The sequence below is a fragment of the Kitasatospora sp. NBC_00240 genome, from assembly GCF_026342405.1.
Taxonomy (GTDB): Bacteria; Actinomycetota; Actinomycetes; order Streptomycetales; family Streptomycetaceae; genus Kitasatospora.
Window position 1 is genome coordinate 165,130 of record NZ_JAPEMU010000003.1, and the last position, 15,425, is coordinate 180,554.

Annotated in this window: 13 protein-coding genes, 1 tRNA gene and 2 pseudogenes; 5 read left to right on the forward strand and 11 right to left on the reverse strand. The window is 70.1% G+C overall.

What is annotated here, in order from left to right; all coding sequences use genetic code 11:
• Nucleotides 1-91: 91 nt before the first annotated feature.
• The 3 genes from OG689_RS42370 to OG689_RS42380 all read right to left on the reverse strand — a co-directional run bounded on the left by OG689_RS42370 (nucleotide 92) and on the right by OG689_RS42380 (nucleotide 2,525).
• Complete coding sequence (locus OG689_RS42370; protein ID WP_266328677.1) at nucleotides 92-676, reverse strand: hypothetical protein; 585 nt, start codon at nucleotides 674-676, stop codon at nucleotides 92-94.
• A gap of 540 nt (nucleotides 677-1,216) precedes the next feature.
• Complete coding sequence (locus tag OG689_RS42375) at nucleotides 1,217-1,858, reverse strand: hypothetical protein (RefSeq protein WP_266328679.1); 642 nt, start codon at nucleotides 1,856-1,858, stop codon at nucleotides 1,217-1,219.
• 181 nt (nucleotides 1,859-2,039) lie between these two features.
• Complete coding sequence (locus tag OG689_RS42380) at nucleotides 2,040-2,525, reverse strand: hypothetical protein (protein ID WP_266328681.1); 486 nt, start codon at nucleotides 2,523-2,525, stop codon at nucleotides 2,040-2,042.
• 163 nt (nucleotides 2,526-2,688) lie between these two features.
• On the opposite strand from OG689_RS42380, the gene OG689_RS42385 reads away from it, so the two are divergent.
• Nucleotides 2,689-2,762, forward strand: a tRNA-Met gene (locus tag OG689_RS42385).
• A 183-nt stretch (nucleotides 2,763-2,945) separates the two neighbouring features.
• Nucleotides 2,946-3,758, forward strand: a complete 813-nt coding sequence (locus OG689_RS42390) for a hypothetical protein (RefSeq protein ID WP_266328683.1) — start codon at nucleotides 2,946-2,948, stop codon at nucleotides 3,756-3,758.
• 911 nt (nucleotides 3,759-4,669) lie between these two features.
• Here the strand turns inward: OG689_RS42390 and OG689_RS42395 are convergent.
• Entirely contained in the window at nucleotides 4,670-6,082 is a 1,413-nt protein-coding gene (locus OG689_RS42395) for an NF041680 family putative transposase (protein WP_266317147.1), read from the reverse strand.
• A 277-nt stretch (nucleotides 6,083-6,359) separates the two neighbouring features.
• Here OG689_RS42395 and OG689_RS42400 point away from each other — a divergent pair, with 277 nt between their 5' ends.
• On the forward strand, nucleotides 6,360-7,211 hold the full coding sequence (locus tag OG689_RS42400) for an IS5 family transposase (protein WP_266276092.1): 852 nt from the start codon (nucleotides 6,360-6,362) through the stop codon (nucleotides 7,209-7,211).
• Between the two features lie 182 nt (nucleotides 7,212-7,393).
• A complete protein-coding gene (locus tag OG689_RS42405; RefSeq protein WP_266317147.1) occupies nucleotides 7,394-8,806 on the forward strand; it encodes an NF041680 family putative transposase in 1,413 nt (470 codons plus the stop codon).
• Between the two features lie 8 nt (nucleotides 8,807-8,814).
• Here the strand turns inward: OG689_RS42405 and OG689_RS42410 are convergent.
• From OG689_RS42410 to OG689_RS42420, 3 genes and pseudogenes are all read right to left on the reverse strand, one after another.
• Nucleotides 8,815-9,594 (reverse strand): annotated as a pseudogene (locus tag OG689_RS42410) (lysine--tRNA ligase); the annotation flags it as partial.
• A 313-nt stretch (nucleotides 9,595-9,907) separates the two neighbouring features.
• Entirely contained in the window at nucleotides 9,908-10,276 is a 369-nt protein-coding gene (locus OG689_RS44985; RefSeq protein WP_323189412.1) for an ATP-binding domain-containing protein, read from the reverse strand.
• Nucleotides 10,256-10,408: pseudogene (locus OG689_RS42420) on the reverse strand (transposase); the annotation flags it as partial. The gene OG689_RS44985 and the pseudogene OG689_RS42420, both read right to left, overlap by 21 nt.
• 227 nt (nucleotides 10,409-10,635) lie before the next feature.
• On the opposite strand from OG689_RS42420, the gene OG689_RS42425 reads away from it, so the two are divergent.
• Nucleotides 10,636-11,244, forward strand: a complete 609-nt coding sequence (locus OG689_RS42425; protein ID WP_266328685.1) for a TetR/AcrR family transcriptional regulator — start codon at nucleotides 10,636-10,638, stop codon at nucleotides 11,242-11,244.
• 69 nt (nucleotides 11,245-11,313) lie between these two features.
• On the opposite strand, the gene OG689_RS42430 is transcribed toward OG689_RS42425, so the two are convergent.
• The 4 genes from OG689_RS42430 to OG689_RS42445 all read right to left on the reverse strand — a co-directional run bounded on the left by OG689_RS42430 (nucleotide 11,314) and on the right by OG689_RS42445 (nucleotide 15,392).
• Nucleotides 11,314-12,102 (reverse strand): antibiotic biosynthesis monooxygenase, encoded by a 789-nt coding sequence (locus tag OG689_RS42430; RefSeq protein ID WP_266328687.1) that lies wholly within the window; start codon nucleotides 12,100-12,102, stop codon nucleotides 11,314-11,316.
• Between the two features lie 2 nt (nucleotides 12,103-12,104).
• Nucleotides 12,105-13,376 carry an amidohydrolase family protein gene (locus OG689_RS42435; protein ID WP_266328689.1) on the reverse strand — a complete coding sequence of 424 codons (1,272 nt, stop codon included), beginning with the start codon at nucleotides 13,374-13,376 and terminating at the stop codon, nucleotides 12,105-12,107.
• Between the two features lie 26 nt (nucleotides 13,377-13,402).
• Nucleotides 13,403-14,890, reverse strand: a complete 1,488-nt coding sequence (locus tag OG689_RS42440; protein WP_266328691.1) for an FAD-dependent monooxygenase — start codon at nucleotides 14,888-14,890, stop codon at nucleotides 13,403-13,405.
• 145 nt (nucleotides 14,891-15,035) lie between these two features.
• Complete coding sequence (locus OG689_RS42445) at nucleotides 15,036-15,392, reverse strand: nuclear transport factor 2 family protein (RefSeq protein WP_266328693.1); 357 nt, start codon at nucleotides 15,390-15,392, stop codon at nucleotides 15,036-15,038.
• Nucleotides 15,393-15,425 lie beyond the last annotated feature (33 nt).

Below are 15,425 nucleotides of genomic sequence, written 5' to 3' on the forward strand. Positions count from 1 at the left end.
GGCAGGTGCCACCGGGTCCCCGACGGCCGGGCAAGACGGTTGGCACGCCATGCCAACGAGTGATCAGTTCGCCGGCTGCAGACTGCCCGCGCTACAAGGCGCAGATGAGGACGGGCTGGCCGGACGGCAGGCGACCGCGCCGGTCCAGGCCGACGGCGGTCCGGCGGGCCGGCCGGAGGTGGTCCACCCCGGCGGAGGCGCTCACCAGCGCCGCATCCGGGTCGCCGCCGCTGTCGACGGTCAACCGCACCGACAGGCGCTCGCAGTCGTCATCCACGCCGAGTTCCCAGACCGGCACACCCATCGTGTCCAGCGTCCGGGCCCACGGGCCGAGAGCGCGGAGCGTCGTGACGGCCTCAGCGGTCGACGTTGTCCGGGAGGAGCCGCTGGGGCGCAGCGCGGGGTGAGTACCGGCGACCAGGAGTGCGCCGTTGGCCAGTTCAGCGCTGACGGTGTAGGTGGAGGCGGATGCACCCAGGTTGGATTCGACCGGTCTGGCGCCCGTGGCGGCCGCCAGACGGTCGATGCCCGAGCGCTGATCGTCAGCCGGCACGCCTGGGGCGAAGGTGACCTGGATATCCCGGCTGCTGACCGCGATGTGGAGAGGCGCCAGGGGGCCGGCTGTGTCCAGCACGCGGGCGGCGCTGTCCAGGAGATCGGCGAGATCGGGTCGCATGGCTGCCATTGTCGCGGCCGGAGTGAGGTCCTCGCCAAGGCTTCGCCGAATATCCGTCTGACGTGGACATTTCCGAGACCTGGTGGTCGAAGGGCCGCTGCCGCTGAGGCTGTGGCGCGGCCGGACGGGAGAGGCCGCAGTGCTGGGTCCAGGTTGAACGGGGAGCGGGGCGGCCCTCGGCGCACCTGCGACGCAGGTGTCCTGGCCGGGTACGACCTGTGCCGGCCGGGGGACGAGTCGTTCGGCGGGCGTCGTGGACACCCGCCGACGGTATGCCGAGGTACTGGGCGAGCGCTCCCGCAGTGGTGACGCTCGCTGGCACTCCCCTGGCCTGCTGTGCCGCAGGTGCAGGAGGCCCGCTGTCTCCCGTTCCCTGGCAGCATCCCTCGGGCCGGCCATCGAGAGGCTGACCTGCTTGAGGGACCTCTCGTGGATCTCAGGGGAGCGGACTCCGGACGCGGCTCGACCCACCGACGGCTGACGCGCCTGCCCGTGTGCTGCCGCCCTACGCCACTCCTCCTCCAGGACCTGCGCCAGCAGCTACGAGGCCCCGGTGGCAGCAGCCTGCGTTGCGATCGTCTGCTGCTGACGGGAGGGGAGCATCGCGGCGCGCCACGAGGTCTCCAGATCGGCGACGGCCTTGAGATACACATCGAGGTCGGCCCGAGTCCCGGTGCTCAGACGGGCAACCCTGGCCGCCTCGAACACCTCGATGAACCGCTGAGTCTGAGCCTCGCTGACGTCGGCGAGCAACGGGGACTCGAGGATGGCAAGGACGTCGCTCTCCCACGATCCGACCTCCTCCCGCACGGCGTCGTGCCGGGCAACGGCATCGTGGCGCTGTGCCTGGCGATCACGGCGCCGCCGGAGCATGGTCGTTGCCTGGAGCACGGCCCAGCCGGTTCCGGCCGCTGTCAGCAGGCCGCCGATGAAGGTGCCCACCCAGGTCAACAGCGTGGAGGCGTCCGGTCCTGGCACGGGCGGGGGGATCTCGGTCGGCGCAGCTGCCATGAGGTGCAAGGCCCGCTTGCCGACGAGAAGCACTGCTGCTGCCGCGACCAGGGGAAGGACAGCGAGGAGCGGGCTGCGCTGGTCCTTCAGCAGCTTGACGGAGAGAATGATTGCGGTTACCGGGACCGCGAACGTTGCGATCTCGTGGATCCAGTCGGCGATGTCCGTCACGGCTAGCTCCCTGCGTCGTCTGGTGTTGGCCCCTGGCTGCCGGGGGCTCGTCGTTGCTGGTTGTTGATGCACCCGCGGGCAGTCAGCAGATACCCATGGTGGCTGTGGCCTGGTGGGAAGGTGACCTTGGCCCGTCTCAGCGGACGTCGCTGAGTGGGGAGCCGTCCAGGAGAGCGGACACTCATCGGTGCTTCAGCCTCCCGATGCCGCAGCTGAGCTGACGACCGGTGGAGTCCACCACGCGGACACTGGGCTGGGACATGCCGTACGGCAGGACTGGCCGGGTGATGCTGACGATGAAGCCGCTCTCCATCCGGGGCAGGCCTCCGTGATCCCAGGCGACCCGGTCCTCGGGGCGGAACACCACGCCGTCCCACCGGGTGGCCAGTGGGATCTGCTGCCCGTCGCACAGTTCCGGGGTGGCAGCCTCCTTGATGCCGTCCAGCATGACCAGGGAGTCGATGGCGACGGTGACCTCCCGGATCGGGCCGAGGCGGTGCATGTATGCCACTGAGGCGTCGTACTCGCCGTGGTCGAGCGCCACCGCCGCAACTACGCGGTCAACGTGCCCGTGGAGTTCGGAGAGTGTGCCGCGCGCGGCCTCACCGGTCTCAGGGTTGGTCAGAGCGACTGTGAAGCCGGGTCGGTGGATCTGCCCGTCAGGCATGACGACGGTGTCCAGGACAGTGGCGCGGTGCGGGCGTGAGCGGTCGGGACGCATCGAAAGCCTTCCAGGAGAAGGAGCAAGTGCCGTTAGGCTACATTTATAAATACCCTTATGCAATATCGGTCAGGAGTGTGCCCACGATGGCGTAGGGTTAACTCACCGACGCGGGGTGGAGCAGCTCGGTAGCTCGCTGGGCTCATAACCCAGAGGTCGCAGGTTCAAATCCTGTCCCCGCTACTCGACAGCCGGCCCCGACGCATCCGCGTCGGGGCCGGCGTCATTCCCGGCACCCTGCGTCAGCCCGACCCTCGGAGGACAGCCCAGCCCCGCAGGCCCCCAGCCGGCGGAGCGCGAACCGGTCAGCACCCGCACAAGGGAAACCCTTCGCGCCGGCTCGACGCCCATCGCTACCCTTCACAGATGGTCACAAATAGGGATGAAGAGAAGACCCTTCGCGATCTGCTGCGCTTCCTGGATCGCGTAGCGCCCCTGGCCGAACGGACGGCCACCGAGTGGTCCGGCTGGACCGTCCACCCCCGTAGCGCGCTGGCGGGTGACGACGCGAAGTCCACTCCCTTCCAGCTCTCGCACGGCGCGAGGCTCGCCCTGGTCGTGGCCGTCGACCACCTCCAAGCGCTGCGCTCCTCGCTCATCAGGGAGCGCCCGGGCAACCGAATCGAAGTTCCGATCCATACCCATGCCCAGTTCACCCTGATCCGGGCAGCGCTAGAGAACGCCGCCCGCGCCGTCTGGCTGCTCGGGCCGACGACTCGGCTTGACCGCGTGAAGCGCAGGCTCGCCCTTCAATATGCGGACTACCTCAACGGCGAGAAGTGGAGCCCACTCCTTGGGCAGTCGGCCAATCCGGCCGCAGCCGGGCGCAGACAGCAGATCGACGCTCTGCTGATCGCCGCCGGCGTACCGGAAGCCGAAGTGCGGCGGACGCGTCAGGGGCCCACTTACAAGGACATCGTCCGGTCGGCCGGGGAACTCACGCCCCTGGGCGCCGACCGGGTGCACCTGTTCTGGAGCGTCTGCAGCTCCCTCGCCCACGGCGATCTCTCAGGCACCCTCATGACCCTGGATCGAGAGATCACCAACACGGACGGCGGGATTGCTCTCGCCCAGCTCAACGGTTCGGTCCAGGCCATGTCCGCCATGGCCAAGACCGCCCTGGAGATGGCCGGCCGCGGCTTCGACCTCTACGTCGTCCGGGCCGCAGCCCCGTACTGAACGGATAGCACAGCCACTGATGGTCGGCCGCCGAGGGGCAAGCCACGCGCTCGGAGAGGTGCCCTGGCAGACTGACGACCATGATCAATGATCGCCGGCCCCTCGGGATGCCATTCTCAGAACCCGCCAACGAGACGCCGCTCGCCGTGCCCGCTGCACGTCGGCTTCCCGTCGAGCGGGCAGTGTTTCAAGAGCCGCCTGCGCCCGAGGCTTCGACTGCTGCTGGCCGCCGCACCCTCGCGGAGGGCGGGCTCGTTCCCGGCACCGGGGCCGAGAGCTGAGCTCCACCCGGCCGGGTGACCTCGCCAGGTGCCCGGCCGGGTGGGACGGCACCACGGATCGGAACCGCGGAGCGCGCCGAGATCTTGCCAGAGCATGCTCGCCGCCTCAACTCCGGTCCCCTCTGTCGGCCTGCCGAATCAACGCCCCACGGCATGCCGCGAAATGGAAGGTTGCGGAGCTCACCGCGACCTGCGGACACCACATCCAGGCCACAGACCTCCGCGAAGGCCAGCCAACGGCCACCGCGTCGATGATCTGACCTGCCCCGACGCGCGGCGCGACCTCAGCGGTGCGAGACCCGACTCGGCGCGCAGCACACGTCACACCGCCCAGACGGGCGAAACTGCCCGTGACAGCCGGAGGGCGAACGCAGAGGTGCGCCTCGCAGTGCGTATCACTGTTACTCAGAATCACAGTGATACGCACAACGCGGCGCACTTCTGCGTTCGCCCGAGCCGATCCGCTCTGCGACCTGGCACCCGGCAGCCAGCCCCTACGAACGTGGAGACCACTGGCCCCCACGTCTCCTGGTATCTGCAGAGCCAGCGAAGCGCAGCTCCCACATCGCCGCACGGCGGCGGGGTGGAGCCAACCAGACCCCACCCCGTCACCAGCGTCTTAGCTTGAATTTAAAGGTTGCCCCTCGGCGTTCCGGTCGAGGGGTTGTCCTTTTTGCTCTGGTTTTTGCCGACGGGATGGCGGGGTGCGGGGGCTGAGGTGCTGCCGGTGGGGCGGCCTGGGCCGGGGCGGGTGGCTTTCGGCGGGTTCGCGGGAGTGCCGACAATCCGGCGGATCCGGTGATAGCCGCGGCGGACCCTGGCCGGGGTGAGGCGGCCGGGGTCGAGGGGTTTCTCCCAGGGGCGGCGGAGGTCCTCGGCGAGGGGACGGGCGAGGCGGAGTTGCGTGTGGGCGGCCACGAGGAGCCAGGCCCACCGATCGGCCTGTTCGGGGTGGCGGAGGCGGGGCCGGGTGAGGCCGAGAGTCTGCTTGAGGAAGCGGAACGTGTGCTCGAGGTCGAATCGCCGCAGGAAGATACGCCACAGCCGGTCGACATCGTGGGCAGTCGCGTCGGGGACCGAATGCCACAGCCACAACGGCTTCGGGTCCCGGTTGCCTGGCAGGTGCTCGACCACCAGGTGAACCAACGTGCCTTCGACGATGGGAAGTTCGCCCTCGTGGCCGGTCCAGCCGCCCTGGCGGCGTTCCAGCTTCGGGTGCAGGCGCCCCCAGCAGCGGGCGGTCACGGCGCCGAACCGGTCATGGCGGGTGGCCGACTCCTGGACCGGATCCGGATGCGTGGCCGAGTGGGCGAGGCGGAACTCCTCCCCGTGGCGGGGCTGCCGGCCGGGCCACGGTCCCTTGCGGCGGCCGGCCGGGTGGTGCATCACGCGATCGGAGCGGATCCGGCCGAGCAGCCGCACCGGCTCCTCGCGCAGCAACCAGGTCAGGCGCACGATGTCGTAGCCGGAGTCCAGGACGAACAGCACCTCGGGGTCGCCGTCGCGCCACTGCCCGGCCTCACGAAGCCGTTCCAGCAGGTCGCGGATCTGGGCGGCGGTGACCGCCGTAGGATCGTCGCCAGGCCCGATACGGACCGCGTCGAGCACCCCGGTCCAGGACGAGCGGCCGCCGCCCAGCGCGGCGGCGACCTGGTACGGCCAGCCTGGAATCGTCTGCCGGACGCCGTCGCACCGGCAGGGCCGGTAGCAGTGCAGGCGGGCCGGCGAGCACTCCGCGTCAGGCCTCGGCCAGGGCGTCACGTCCACCGCGATCGACAGTTGCCGATCCGCCCCGCGCGGCAACTCAAGCGCGGCCAGAGCCAGCCGCAGTCGTCCGACATCGATCCGGCCGTTCGCCAGAGCGTCGTACATCGCCCCGTGGCCGCGCCGGTGCACCGACTCCAGGCTCAACTCCGGCAGCGACACCACCGGCCCGTCCGCACACAGCACCGCGTCCACCAGCTCGAACAACGCGTCCGCGCGGCGCGGCAACGCACCGAACAACTCCATCCGAAAGGAGGACAGTTCGACCAAACCCGACATCTGCACAGCCGCATGGACCACACTGGACACCGACGACCTCCGACCCGTTGTGAGACTCGACATCACACAGCGTGAACCAGAGGTCGTCGCCATTTCCGGCGAATCCCCATGTGGGTGAACAGATCGGGCATCAGGCGATCACGGAAGGTTAAAACTCAAGTTAAGACCGACCGGCAATAGGCAGTCGCTGTCGCACGTAAGGCGGGGTGGATGCAGTACGGGCACGGGTCCACGTGATCATGGAGTTCTCTACGCTCAGTGATCACGAAGGACGGCCGTGCCCGCGCTGCCATCTTGCCTGCTCGAACCCCTCTGGGACCAGTTCGCTGCACTCTTGCCTGCCCGGGAAGCGTTCGTCGCGAACCATCCGCTGGGCTGCCACCGCCGCCGGATCGCTGACCGGACGGTCTTCGAGCACATCGTGCTCGCGCTGGTCCACGGCTCCGGCTACGAGCGCGTCTCCACCCCTGGATGCTCCGACCGCACGATCAGGCGGCGTGTCAAAGAGTGGGCCGAGCAAGGGATTTCCGAATCTGTGCACGCTCTCGCGCTCGAGGCCTACGACCGGATGATCGGCCTCGGTCTGGGCGAGATCTCGGTGGATGGCTGCATCACCAAGGCCCCGTCCGGCGGTGACAAGGCCGGGCGCTCGCCGGTCGACCGGGGCAAGCAGGGTCTGAAGCGCTCCGTCGCCACCGACGCCTGCGGCGTCCCGCTCGGGATCGTCTCCGACGGGGCCAACCGGCACGACTCGCCCCTGCTCGGCCCGACCCTGGACGCCGCCAAGGACCAGGTCGGCGCGCTGCCGGAAGCCGTCAACGTCAACCTCGACCGCGGCTACGACAGCGCCAAGTCCCGTTCGCTGATAGCCCAGTTGGGCTTCACCGCGGAGATCGCCCGCAAGGGCGTGCCCGCCCCGATCCAGGCCGGCAAGCGCTGGGTGGTCGAGCGCACGCACTCGTGGATGAACGACTACGGCAAGCTCCGGCGCTGCACCGAGAGGAGCGGCAGCGTCGTGGACTTCTACCTCTACCTCGCCGCCGCCCTCGTCACGCTCCGCATGCTGATCCGCCGGGCAACGAGCCGCTACCGCTGGGACGGCCGGCCCACCACCCGACGCCTCAAGTGATCCATTTGCCGGTCGGTCTTAACTTGAGTTTTAACCTTCCGTGATCGCCTGATGCCCGATCTGTTCACCCACATGGGGATTCGCCGGAAATGGCGACGACCTCTGGTTCACGCTGTGTGATGTCGAGTCTCACAACGGGTCGGAGGTCGTCGGTGTCCAGTGTGGTCCATGCGGCTGTGCAGATGTCGGGTTTGGTCGAACTGTCCTCCTTTCGGATGGAGTTGTTCGGTGCGTTGCCGCGCCGCGCGGACGCGTTGTTCGAGCTGGTGGACGCGGTGCTGTGTGCGGACGGGCCGGTGGTGTCGCTGCCGGAGTTGAGCCTGGAGTCGGTGCACCGGCGCGGCCACGGGGCGATGTACGACGCTCTGGCGAACGGCCGGATCGATGTCGGACGACTGCGGCTGGCTCTGGCCGCGCTTGAGTTGCCGCGCGGGGCGGATCGGCAACTGTCGATCGCGGTGGACGTGACGCCCTGGCCGAGGCCTGACGCGGAGTGCTCGCCGGCCCGCCTGCACTGCTACCGGCCCTGCCGGTGCGACGGCGTCCGGCAGACGATTCCAGGCTGGCCGTACCAGGTCGCCGCCGCGCTGGGCGGCGGCCGCTCGTCCTGGACCGGGGTGCTCGACGCGGTCCGTATCGGGCCTGGCGACGATCCTACGGCGGTCACCGCCGCCCAGATCCGCGACCTGCTGGAACGGCTTCGTGAGGCCGGGCAGTGGCGCGACGGCGACCCCGAGGTGCTGTTCGTCCTGGACTCCGGCTACGACATCGTGCGCCTGACCTGGTTGCTGCGCGAGGAGCCGGTGCGGCTGCTCGGCCGGATCCGCTCCGATCGCGTGATGCACCACCCGGCCGGCCGCCGCAAGGGACCGTGGCCCGGCCGGCAGCCCCGCCACGGGGAGGAGTTCCGCCTCGCCCACTCGGCCACGCATCCGGATCCGGTCCAGGAGTCGGCCACCCGCCATGACCGGTTCGGCGCCGTGACCGCCCGCTGCTGGGGGCGCCTGCACCCGAAGCTGGAACGCCGCCAGGGCGGCTGGACCGGCCACGAGGGCGAACTTCCCATCGTCGAAGGCACGTTGGTTCACCTGGTGGTCGAGCACCTGCCAGGCAACCGGGACCCGAAGCCGTTGTGGCTGTGGCATTCGGTCCCCGACGCGACTGCCCACGATGTCGACCGGCTGTGGCGTATCTTCCTGCGGCGATTCGACCTCGAGCACACGTTCCGCTTCCTCAAGCAGACTCTCGGCCTCACCCGGCCCCGCCTCCGCCACCCCGAACAGGCCGATCGGTGGGCCTGGCTCCTCGTGGCCGCCCACACGCAACTCCGCCTCGCCCGTCCCCTCGCCGAGGACCTCCGCCGCCCCTGGGAGAAACCCCTCGACCCCGGCCGCCTCACCCCGGCCAGGGTCCGCCGCGGCTATCACCGGATCCGCCGGATTGTCGGCACTCCCGCGAACCCGCCGAAAGCCACCCGCCCCGGCCCAGGCCGCCCCACCGGCAGCACCTCAGCCCCCGCACCCCGCCATCCCGTCGGCAAAAACCAGAGCAAAAAGGACAACCCCTCGACCGGAACGCCGAGGGGCAACCTTTAAATTCAAGCTTAAGCCACCGTCAGCAACGACCGGATCCGATCCGCCCCCAACGCCAGCAGCAGCGTCGGCAACCGAGGACCGGTATCCCGGCCCACCAACAGCTCGTACAGCAGGACGAACAGCTCCCGCTGCGCCACCTTCAACTCGGGCGACGCGGGCGCGTCCAGCGGCAGGCCGGCCTGCAGCTTCGGCACGCCGTACACCAGGCCCGTCAAGCCGGGCAGCGACCAGTGCGCCTCCAGATCCTCGAGCAGGAGCTTGATCGCCTCCCGCTGCGCCGACGACAACTGGTCCAGCCGCTCGCGGTCCGGCTCGCTACGCACCTGGGTGCGTTCCTCGATGGGGACGTAGCCGTTCACCCACGCCTGCGCGCGGTCCAGGCGCGGCCGGGCGTCGTCCAGCGAGGCCAGCGGCTCGTCCCCGGCGAAGTCCCGCAGAATCCGCAGGGTCTGCTCCGGGCTCCCGGCGGCGATGTCCGCCACCGAGGCGAGCGTGCGGAACGGCAGCGCCCGCGGCGTGGCCGGCAGCCGCCCGGCCGCCGCGCCGACGGAGCGCTCGCGTACCGCGACATCGAGGTCCGTGGCCGTGCCGGCCTCCACCTTCCGTGCCAGTGCGTCCCACTCGTCGTAGAGCCGCAGGATCTCCTGGTCGAACGCCACCGTGATCGACTGCCCTGGCTGGCGACGCCCGTACAGCCACCGCATCACCGGCGCTTCCAGGATCCCCAGGGCCTCCGCCGGTGTGGGCGCCCCGCCGGCCGAGCCGGACATCTTCGACATCCCGCTGATGGTTGCGCTGATCAGGGCCGTTGCTATGACGACGGTGGTCAACTTGCGAGGCAAGACCGCTCCTTGGAGAAGGGTTCGAGATCGAGCCTCGCCAATCTGTCATACCGTCAGATTGGAGATGTCTGGTTTTCGTGAAGATCTCAGAGTGTGGTCTACCTCCTCCTGCGAGTCAGAGAACATGATCTTGCGAAGCCTTCGGCGGCCGTCAGCGCATGGGAAGCGATTTCGCCACCGACGGGGGCGGACCGGCAGGTTCGCCGAGCGGCACCGGGCATCGTGCTCCGACCCAGAGTGCGGACCATCCCTCGCAACTTCAATGCAACAGGGAGGTCTGACCGTCGGTTGCGCGCAGCGGTCTGGGGAGCAGGGCCGTTCCCTCGATGGCGTCGCGCAGACGGGCGGCGAGGGCGCTGTTGCGGGCCGGCTCGGGGCGTTTGACGGCGAGTTCGAGTGCGGCGGGTTCGCCGACGAGTACGAGCATCTGCTTGGCGCGGGTGACGGCGGTGTAGAGGAGGTTGCGGCGTAGCAGAGTATAGGCGCTGCCGGTGGTGGTGACTCGATGGTGGTGACGTTGGTGTCGCCGAGTCGGTGGCTCAGCAGGGCGGCGTTCCAGCCACGGCGGCCGTCTGCTGTGGGACGACTTCGAACGAACCCTCGCCTGGTAGAGCAGCGCGTTGACGATCTCCCGCATCTCGTAGCGGCCCTCATGTCCGCTGACGGAGGGGTGCTGGGCCTTCCACGCGGTGATCACCGGCTCGACCAGCGCCCAGCGTTCGTCGGATAAGTCGCTCTTGTAGGGCTTGCGGTCACTCACACAGCCACCTCAGCACGCCGCCGGCCCGGCGACCTGCCGTAGCCGGCAACGTCACACCATCAAGTGACGGCAGAACGGACATCAACTCTCATTCCGCCCTCTAAGGGCACCCGGGCCTACGACATTCACGCCTGAGTAGCGGTCTCCCGCTCAGAGGCCGTTCCGTCGCTGCTGTACTCCCTCGCGCGCCCAGAACGGAAACCATCGTTCTCGTTTAGGGTGGGAGGATGCCTCGCCTGACGGACGAGCGCCGGGAAGAGCGGCGCCGTCACATCCTCACCAGTGCCTGGACCTGCTTCTCCGCCAACGGTTTCCACGCCACGTCCATGGACGACGTGATCGCCGCGACCGGCATGTCCTCCAGCGCCGTCTACCGGTACTTCCGCAGCAAGGACGACCTCATCGACGCCGCCGCGGACGAGGCCATGACCCTCGTGCGGAGCCTCTTCGACGGACTGCTGGCCCAGAGCCCCACCGCGTCACCGGCGCAGGTGGTCGCGGCGATGGTGGGTGAGGTCCGGGACCGGGACGCCCAAGCGGAGTACGACCTCACGCGGATCGCCATCCAGTCGTGGGGCGAGGCCCTGCGCAGGCCGGGCCTGGAAGAACGCACCCGGGCCTTCTACCTCGGTGTGCGCGGTCAGCTGGAGGAGCTGGCCCGGCGCTGGCGCGAGGAGGGCCAGGTCCCCGCGGACGCCGATCCCGAGGGGATCGCGACGGTGCTGATGACCCTCATGCCGGGGCTCCTCGTCGGCCGACACCTGGTGGCACCCGTGTCCGCCGAGCACCTCATCGCAGGCTTGTCTTCCCTCGGCTCGGCCTCCTGGAACGGCTGACGTGCCGGTGGGGCTTCCCTTCGCGGTACGCCCCACCGACACGTGGTGCCGGGCCCGGCCGGGCCCGGCTCAAGGGCAGGGGTTCAGCAGTTCCGTCTCGGGGAGTCCGTCGACGAGGCCGGCCGCAGCCTCGCGGAAAGCCGTCGTGTGCGCGGTGTTCCGGTGCGCGGCCAGCGCGGCAGCGTCGGTCCACTCCTCGTAGACCACGAAAGTGTCCGGGGCATCCTGGGCTCGGTGCACGCGGTAGGCGAGGCAGCCCTCCTCCTGACGGGTGGCGCATGCCAGGGCTTCCAGCAGAGATGCCATCACGGCAACACCGTCAGGCAGGGCCCGCAGCCGGGCGACGGCGCACACGGTCCCCTCTCCCTTGGCCGTGCCATCGGTGGGTCCGGTGCTCAGCCAGGGGGAGTCGTACTCGATGCGCGAGCGGTCGAGCCCGTGGGGCTCGGTCGTGTAGAGCCGCAGGCGCAGCCCGTCCGGATCGGGTACGACCAGCACCCAGCCCACCAGCGCGACGACCGGCGGTGAGTGGCGGACCCCCAGGCCGTCCAGGTGCGCGATCCATTCGTCCACGGCGGCGCGGTCCTCGACGGCCAGGGTGAGGAGCTCGTTCCCGTCCAGGGCGCGGGCCGTCGCCGGGTCCAGGCGCAGCTCCAGTCGGCAGGGCAGGTGGGGGACGTCGAGGGCGACGGAGAACAGGGTGCCGTCGGGGCGGCGGTGGTCCAGCTCGGCCACGCGGTGGGCGCCCAGCACGGCGCCGTACCAGCGGGCGCTACGCTCCAGGTCGCTGACGCACAGCTTGAGGTGGTGGAGGCCCTGGTGTGCCGGGGCCTTCGACGTGGTCGTCAGGGTGCTCATGGTCAGACCAGCCCGTCTGTGAGGAGCGCGGCCTCGCGGTTGACGGGGACGCCGCGCCGCCACAGGGCGGCGATGTCCCGTACCGCCGTGATGTCGGTGAGGGGGTTGCCCTCGACCAGCAGGAGGTCGGCACGGAGCCCGGCGGCGACGCGCCCGCGGTCGTACAGGCCGAAGGCGTCGGCAGGGGCGGCGGTTGCGGCCGTGAGTGCCTGGGCCGGTGTGAGTCCGGCCGCGACGAGGAGGGCCAGTTCGCCGTGGTAGCTGATGCCGTGCGTGGTGGGGTGGCCGGCGCCGCCCGTGCCGTCGGTGCCGGCCAGCAGGGGCACCCCGGCCCGGAACATCCGCAGCGCGACGTCGGCCGCGTACCCGGCGTCGACCGAGACCGGCCCCACCCGCACCTCGCCCTCGCCCGGGCCTTCGGTCCGCATGCGCTCGATCTCCTTGAGCCACTGCGGGTCGGCGTAGGGCCGCAACCGCGGGTCGTCAATGAGGGCGTACTCGGCCGGGCTGTCGGTGGTACCGGTCAGCGAGGTCAGCGTAGGTACGACGAACATGCCCCGGGCCGCGGCGTCTTCCACGAGGGCGTCGTCGGAGGGCCCGTCGGCGGGGGCGTGGGCGAGGCCGTCGACGCCGCAGTCGATCGCGAGGCGGGCCGAGCGGCGGGTGAGGGTGTGGGCGGCGGTGCGCAGCCCTTGCTCGTGTGCGGCCCGGACCAGCGCGCGGATCGTCTCGGGGGACAGGACGGGCATCGGTGTCCCGATCGCGGTGCCGTCCTCGATGAAGATCTTGAGGTGGTCCGCCCCGTCGGCCACGCGTGCCGCGACGAAGGCGTCGGCGTCCTCGGGGCCGGTGACAGTGGGGAAGGGGGCCATCAGGCCGAGTTCGACCAACTGGCTCGGGTGGCCGCCGGGTGCGGTGGCTCCGGTGGTCGCGATGCGCAGGTCGGCCAGGGCGTCGCGCTCGCGCGCGGCCTCCCGAACCGCGCGGGCGACCGAGGGCGTACCGCCCATGTCGATCTCGGTGGTGATCCCGAAGAGGAGTGCCCGCCGCAGCTGTTCGGTGTCGGTCGTGTGGGTGTGGGCGTCGATCAGCCCGGGCAGCAGGGTGCGGCCGCTGCCGTCGACGACGGTTGCTCCGGCCGGTGTACCGAGGGCGGGGCCGACGGCGACGATCACGGGACCGTCGATGAGGACGTCCTGGGGTGCGTGGAGCTTGGTGCCGTCGAAGACGGCGACGTTGCGGATGAGGGTGGGGGCGGAAGCAGAAGTCGACATGTCCTTGTCTCCTTTGAACAGCCGGGTCATCGGGTGGACGGAACGGGCAGGGGCAGGTGCTGGGCCAGTCGGCTGAGCACTTCGGCCGGTTCGGCCGGTACTCCGCGCGCGGCGAGGTAGCCGTCGGGGCGGACCAGCAGGGGGGTGCGCAGTTCGGGTACGTGGCACACGGACAGGACGCCCTCCCGCTGCCGTCCGTCCTTCGGTTCGCTGCGGTCGGGCAGGGCCAGCGTCCAGCGCAGGCCCGCCTGCGGGACGGTCAGGGGCGAGACCCGGTCTCCCACCTGCGGGGAGTCGCGGTTGGGTTCACGCGCGTAACTGATGTCGAGCTGGGCGAGTTTGGCGGCGACCCAGTCGACGATCCCCGGCGTGGCCGAGGCTGCGGCGAGGAGGTCGTTGCGGCGCTGCCCGGCGGCCGGGTCCCGGAGGGTGGCGATCTTGGTGAACTGGCTGGTGAAGGCGACCAGTTCGGATGCGACCGGGTGCCGCTCGTCGTGGTAACTGTCCAGCAGTTCGGCGGGGGCCGCGCCGGTGAGGACGGCGTGCAGCTTCCAGGCGAGGTTCCCGGCGTCCTGGATGCCGGTGTTCATGCCCTGCCCGCCGGCCGGGCTGTGGGTGTGCGCGGCGTCCCCGGCCAGGAAGACGGGGCCGGCCCGGAACCGCTCGGCGACCCGTTCCTGGACGCGGTACGTGGACGTGTTCACCACCTCCGCCACGCGGATGCGCCCTGCCAGCGGCCCGCGTTCGGAGATCAGCCGCTCGATGTCGGCGGCGCGGGGCGCGGCCGACCCCGGCGCGGCGGGAGTCACGATGCGGTGCTGCCCGTCGGCGAGCGGAGAAAGGAGCAGCATCCCGGCGGAGGAGAGGAAGAAGGTGGTGCCGTCCTCCCCGAGGCCGCTCGCACCGGCGTCCAGACGGACGTCGGCCAGAGCGAACAACTGCTCCGGCGCCTCTCCGGGAAAACCGATCCCGGCAGCTGTCCGCACGGCGCTGTGCAGACCGTCGCACCCCACCAGATAGCGCGCGGAGACCGATCTCAACGAGCCTTCCGGATCGGCGATCACGGCGGTGACCCCGGGAAAGTCGGGCGTGAAGCCGAGGAACCTGTGACCGCGGTGTACCCCGCCGCCGCCCAGCTTCCCCAGTCGTCGGAGCAGGTGCTCTTCCGTCGTTTGCTGGGAGGAGAGCAGGACGTAGGGGTAGGGCGTGTCCAGATTGCCGTAGGAGGCGTGCAGCAGAGTGTGTTCCCGGTCGTGGACGCGGAACCCGCGCCCCCGTTCGCCGGCCGCGACGAGGTGTTCGGCGACGCCGATCCGGTCCAGGTATTCGAGGGAGCGGGGCTGGAGCGCTGCCGCTCTGCTGCCGGTCTGCACACCGGTGTCGCGGTCGATGAGGACGTGGTCCACGCCCAGCTGCTGCAGGCTCGCGGCCAGGGTCAGCCCTACGGGACCGGCACCGACGATCAGAACGTCCGTGTGCGGCGGGAGGGGAGTGGTGATGGGCGACGCAGGCATGACGCCTCCTCGTCGTGCGGGATTCCCCGCGAAATCCGCAGGAGACCCGCCACATCAAAGAGAAACGAGCGTTTTCGTTTCACCGTGAAGCTAGCACTGGAGGAGGCATAACGCAAACGTGCGTTTCCGTTTGGCGTGGCGGGTGTCAGACCTCGTTGTTCCACATGCGGAACACCGCGCACTTTCCGTGGCTGTCGAAGGTGACGGTCCACAGGTTGGCGAAGGTCCCCAGCTCCGTGTAGCGCCCGGTGCCCTCGACGGCTGCGGTGTCCCCGTTGATCGTGAGGAGGGACCACTCGAATTCCCAGCCCCCTTCCTGCCACCCGGCCCGGCCGCGCCACCCCTCGACGATCGCCTCGCGGCCGATCCAGTCCGTCCCGTACGGCCACTCGTGATACTCGGCCTCCGGGGTGAAGAGGGCTGCGATGTCCTTGCGGCTGCTGGAGGCCCAGGCCCGCACATACCCCTCGACCCACGCTTCCACCTGCTGCTTCGTCACCATGACGTGTCTCCGAACGACGTGTCTCTGTGGTCC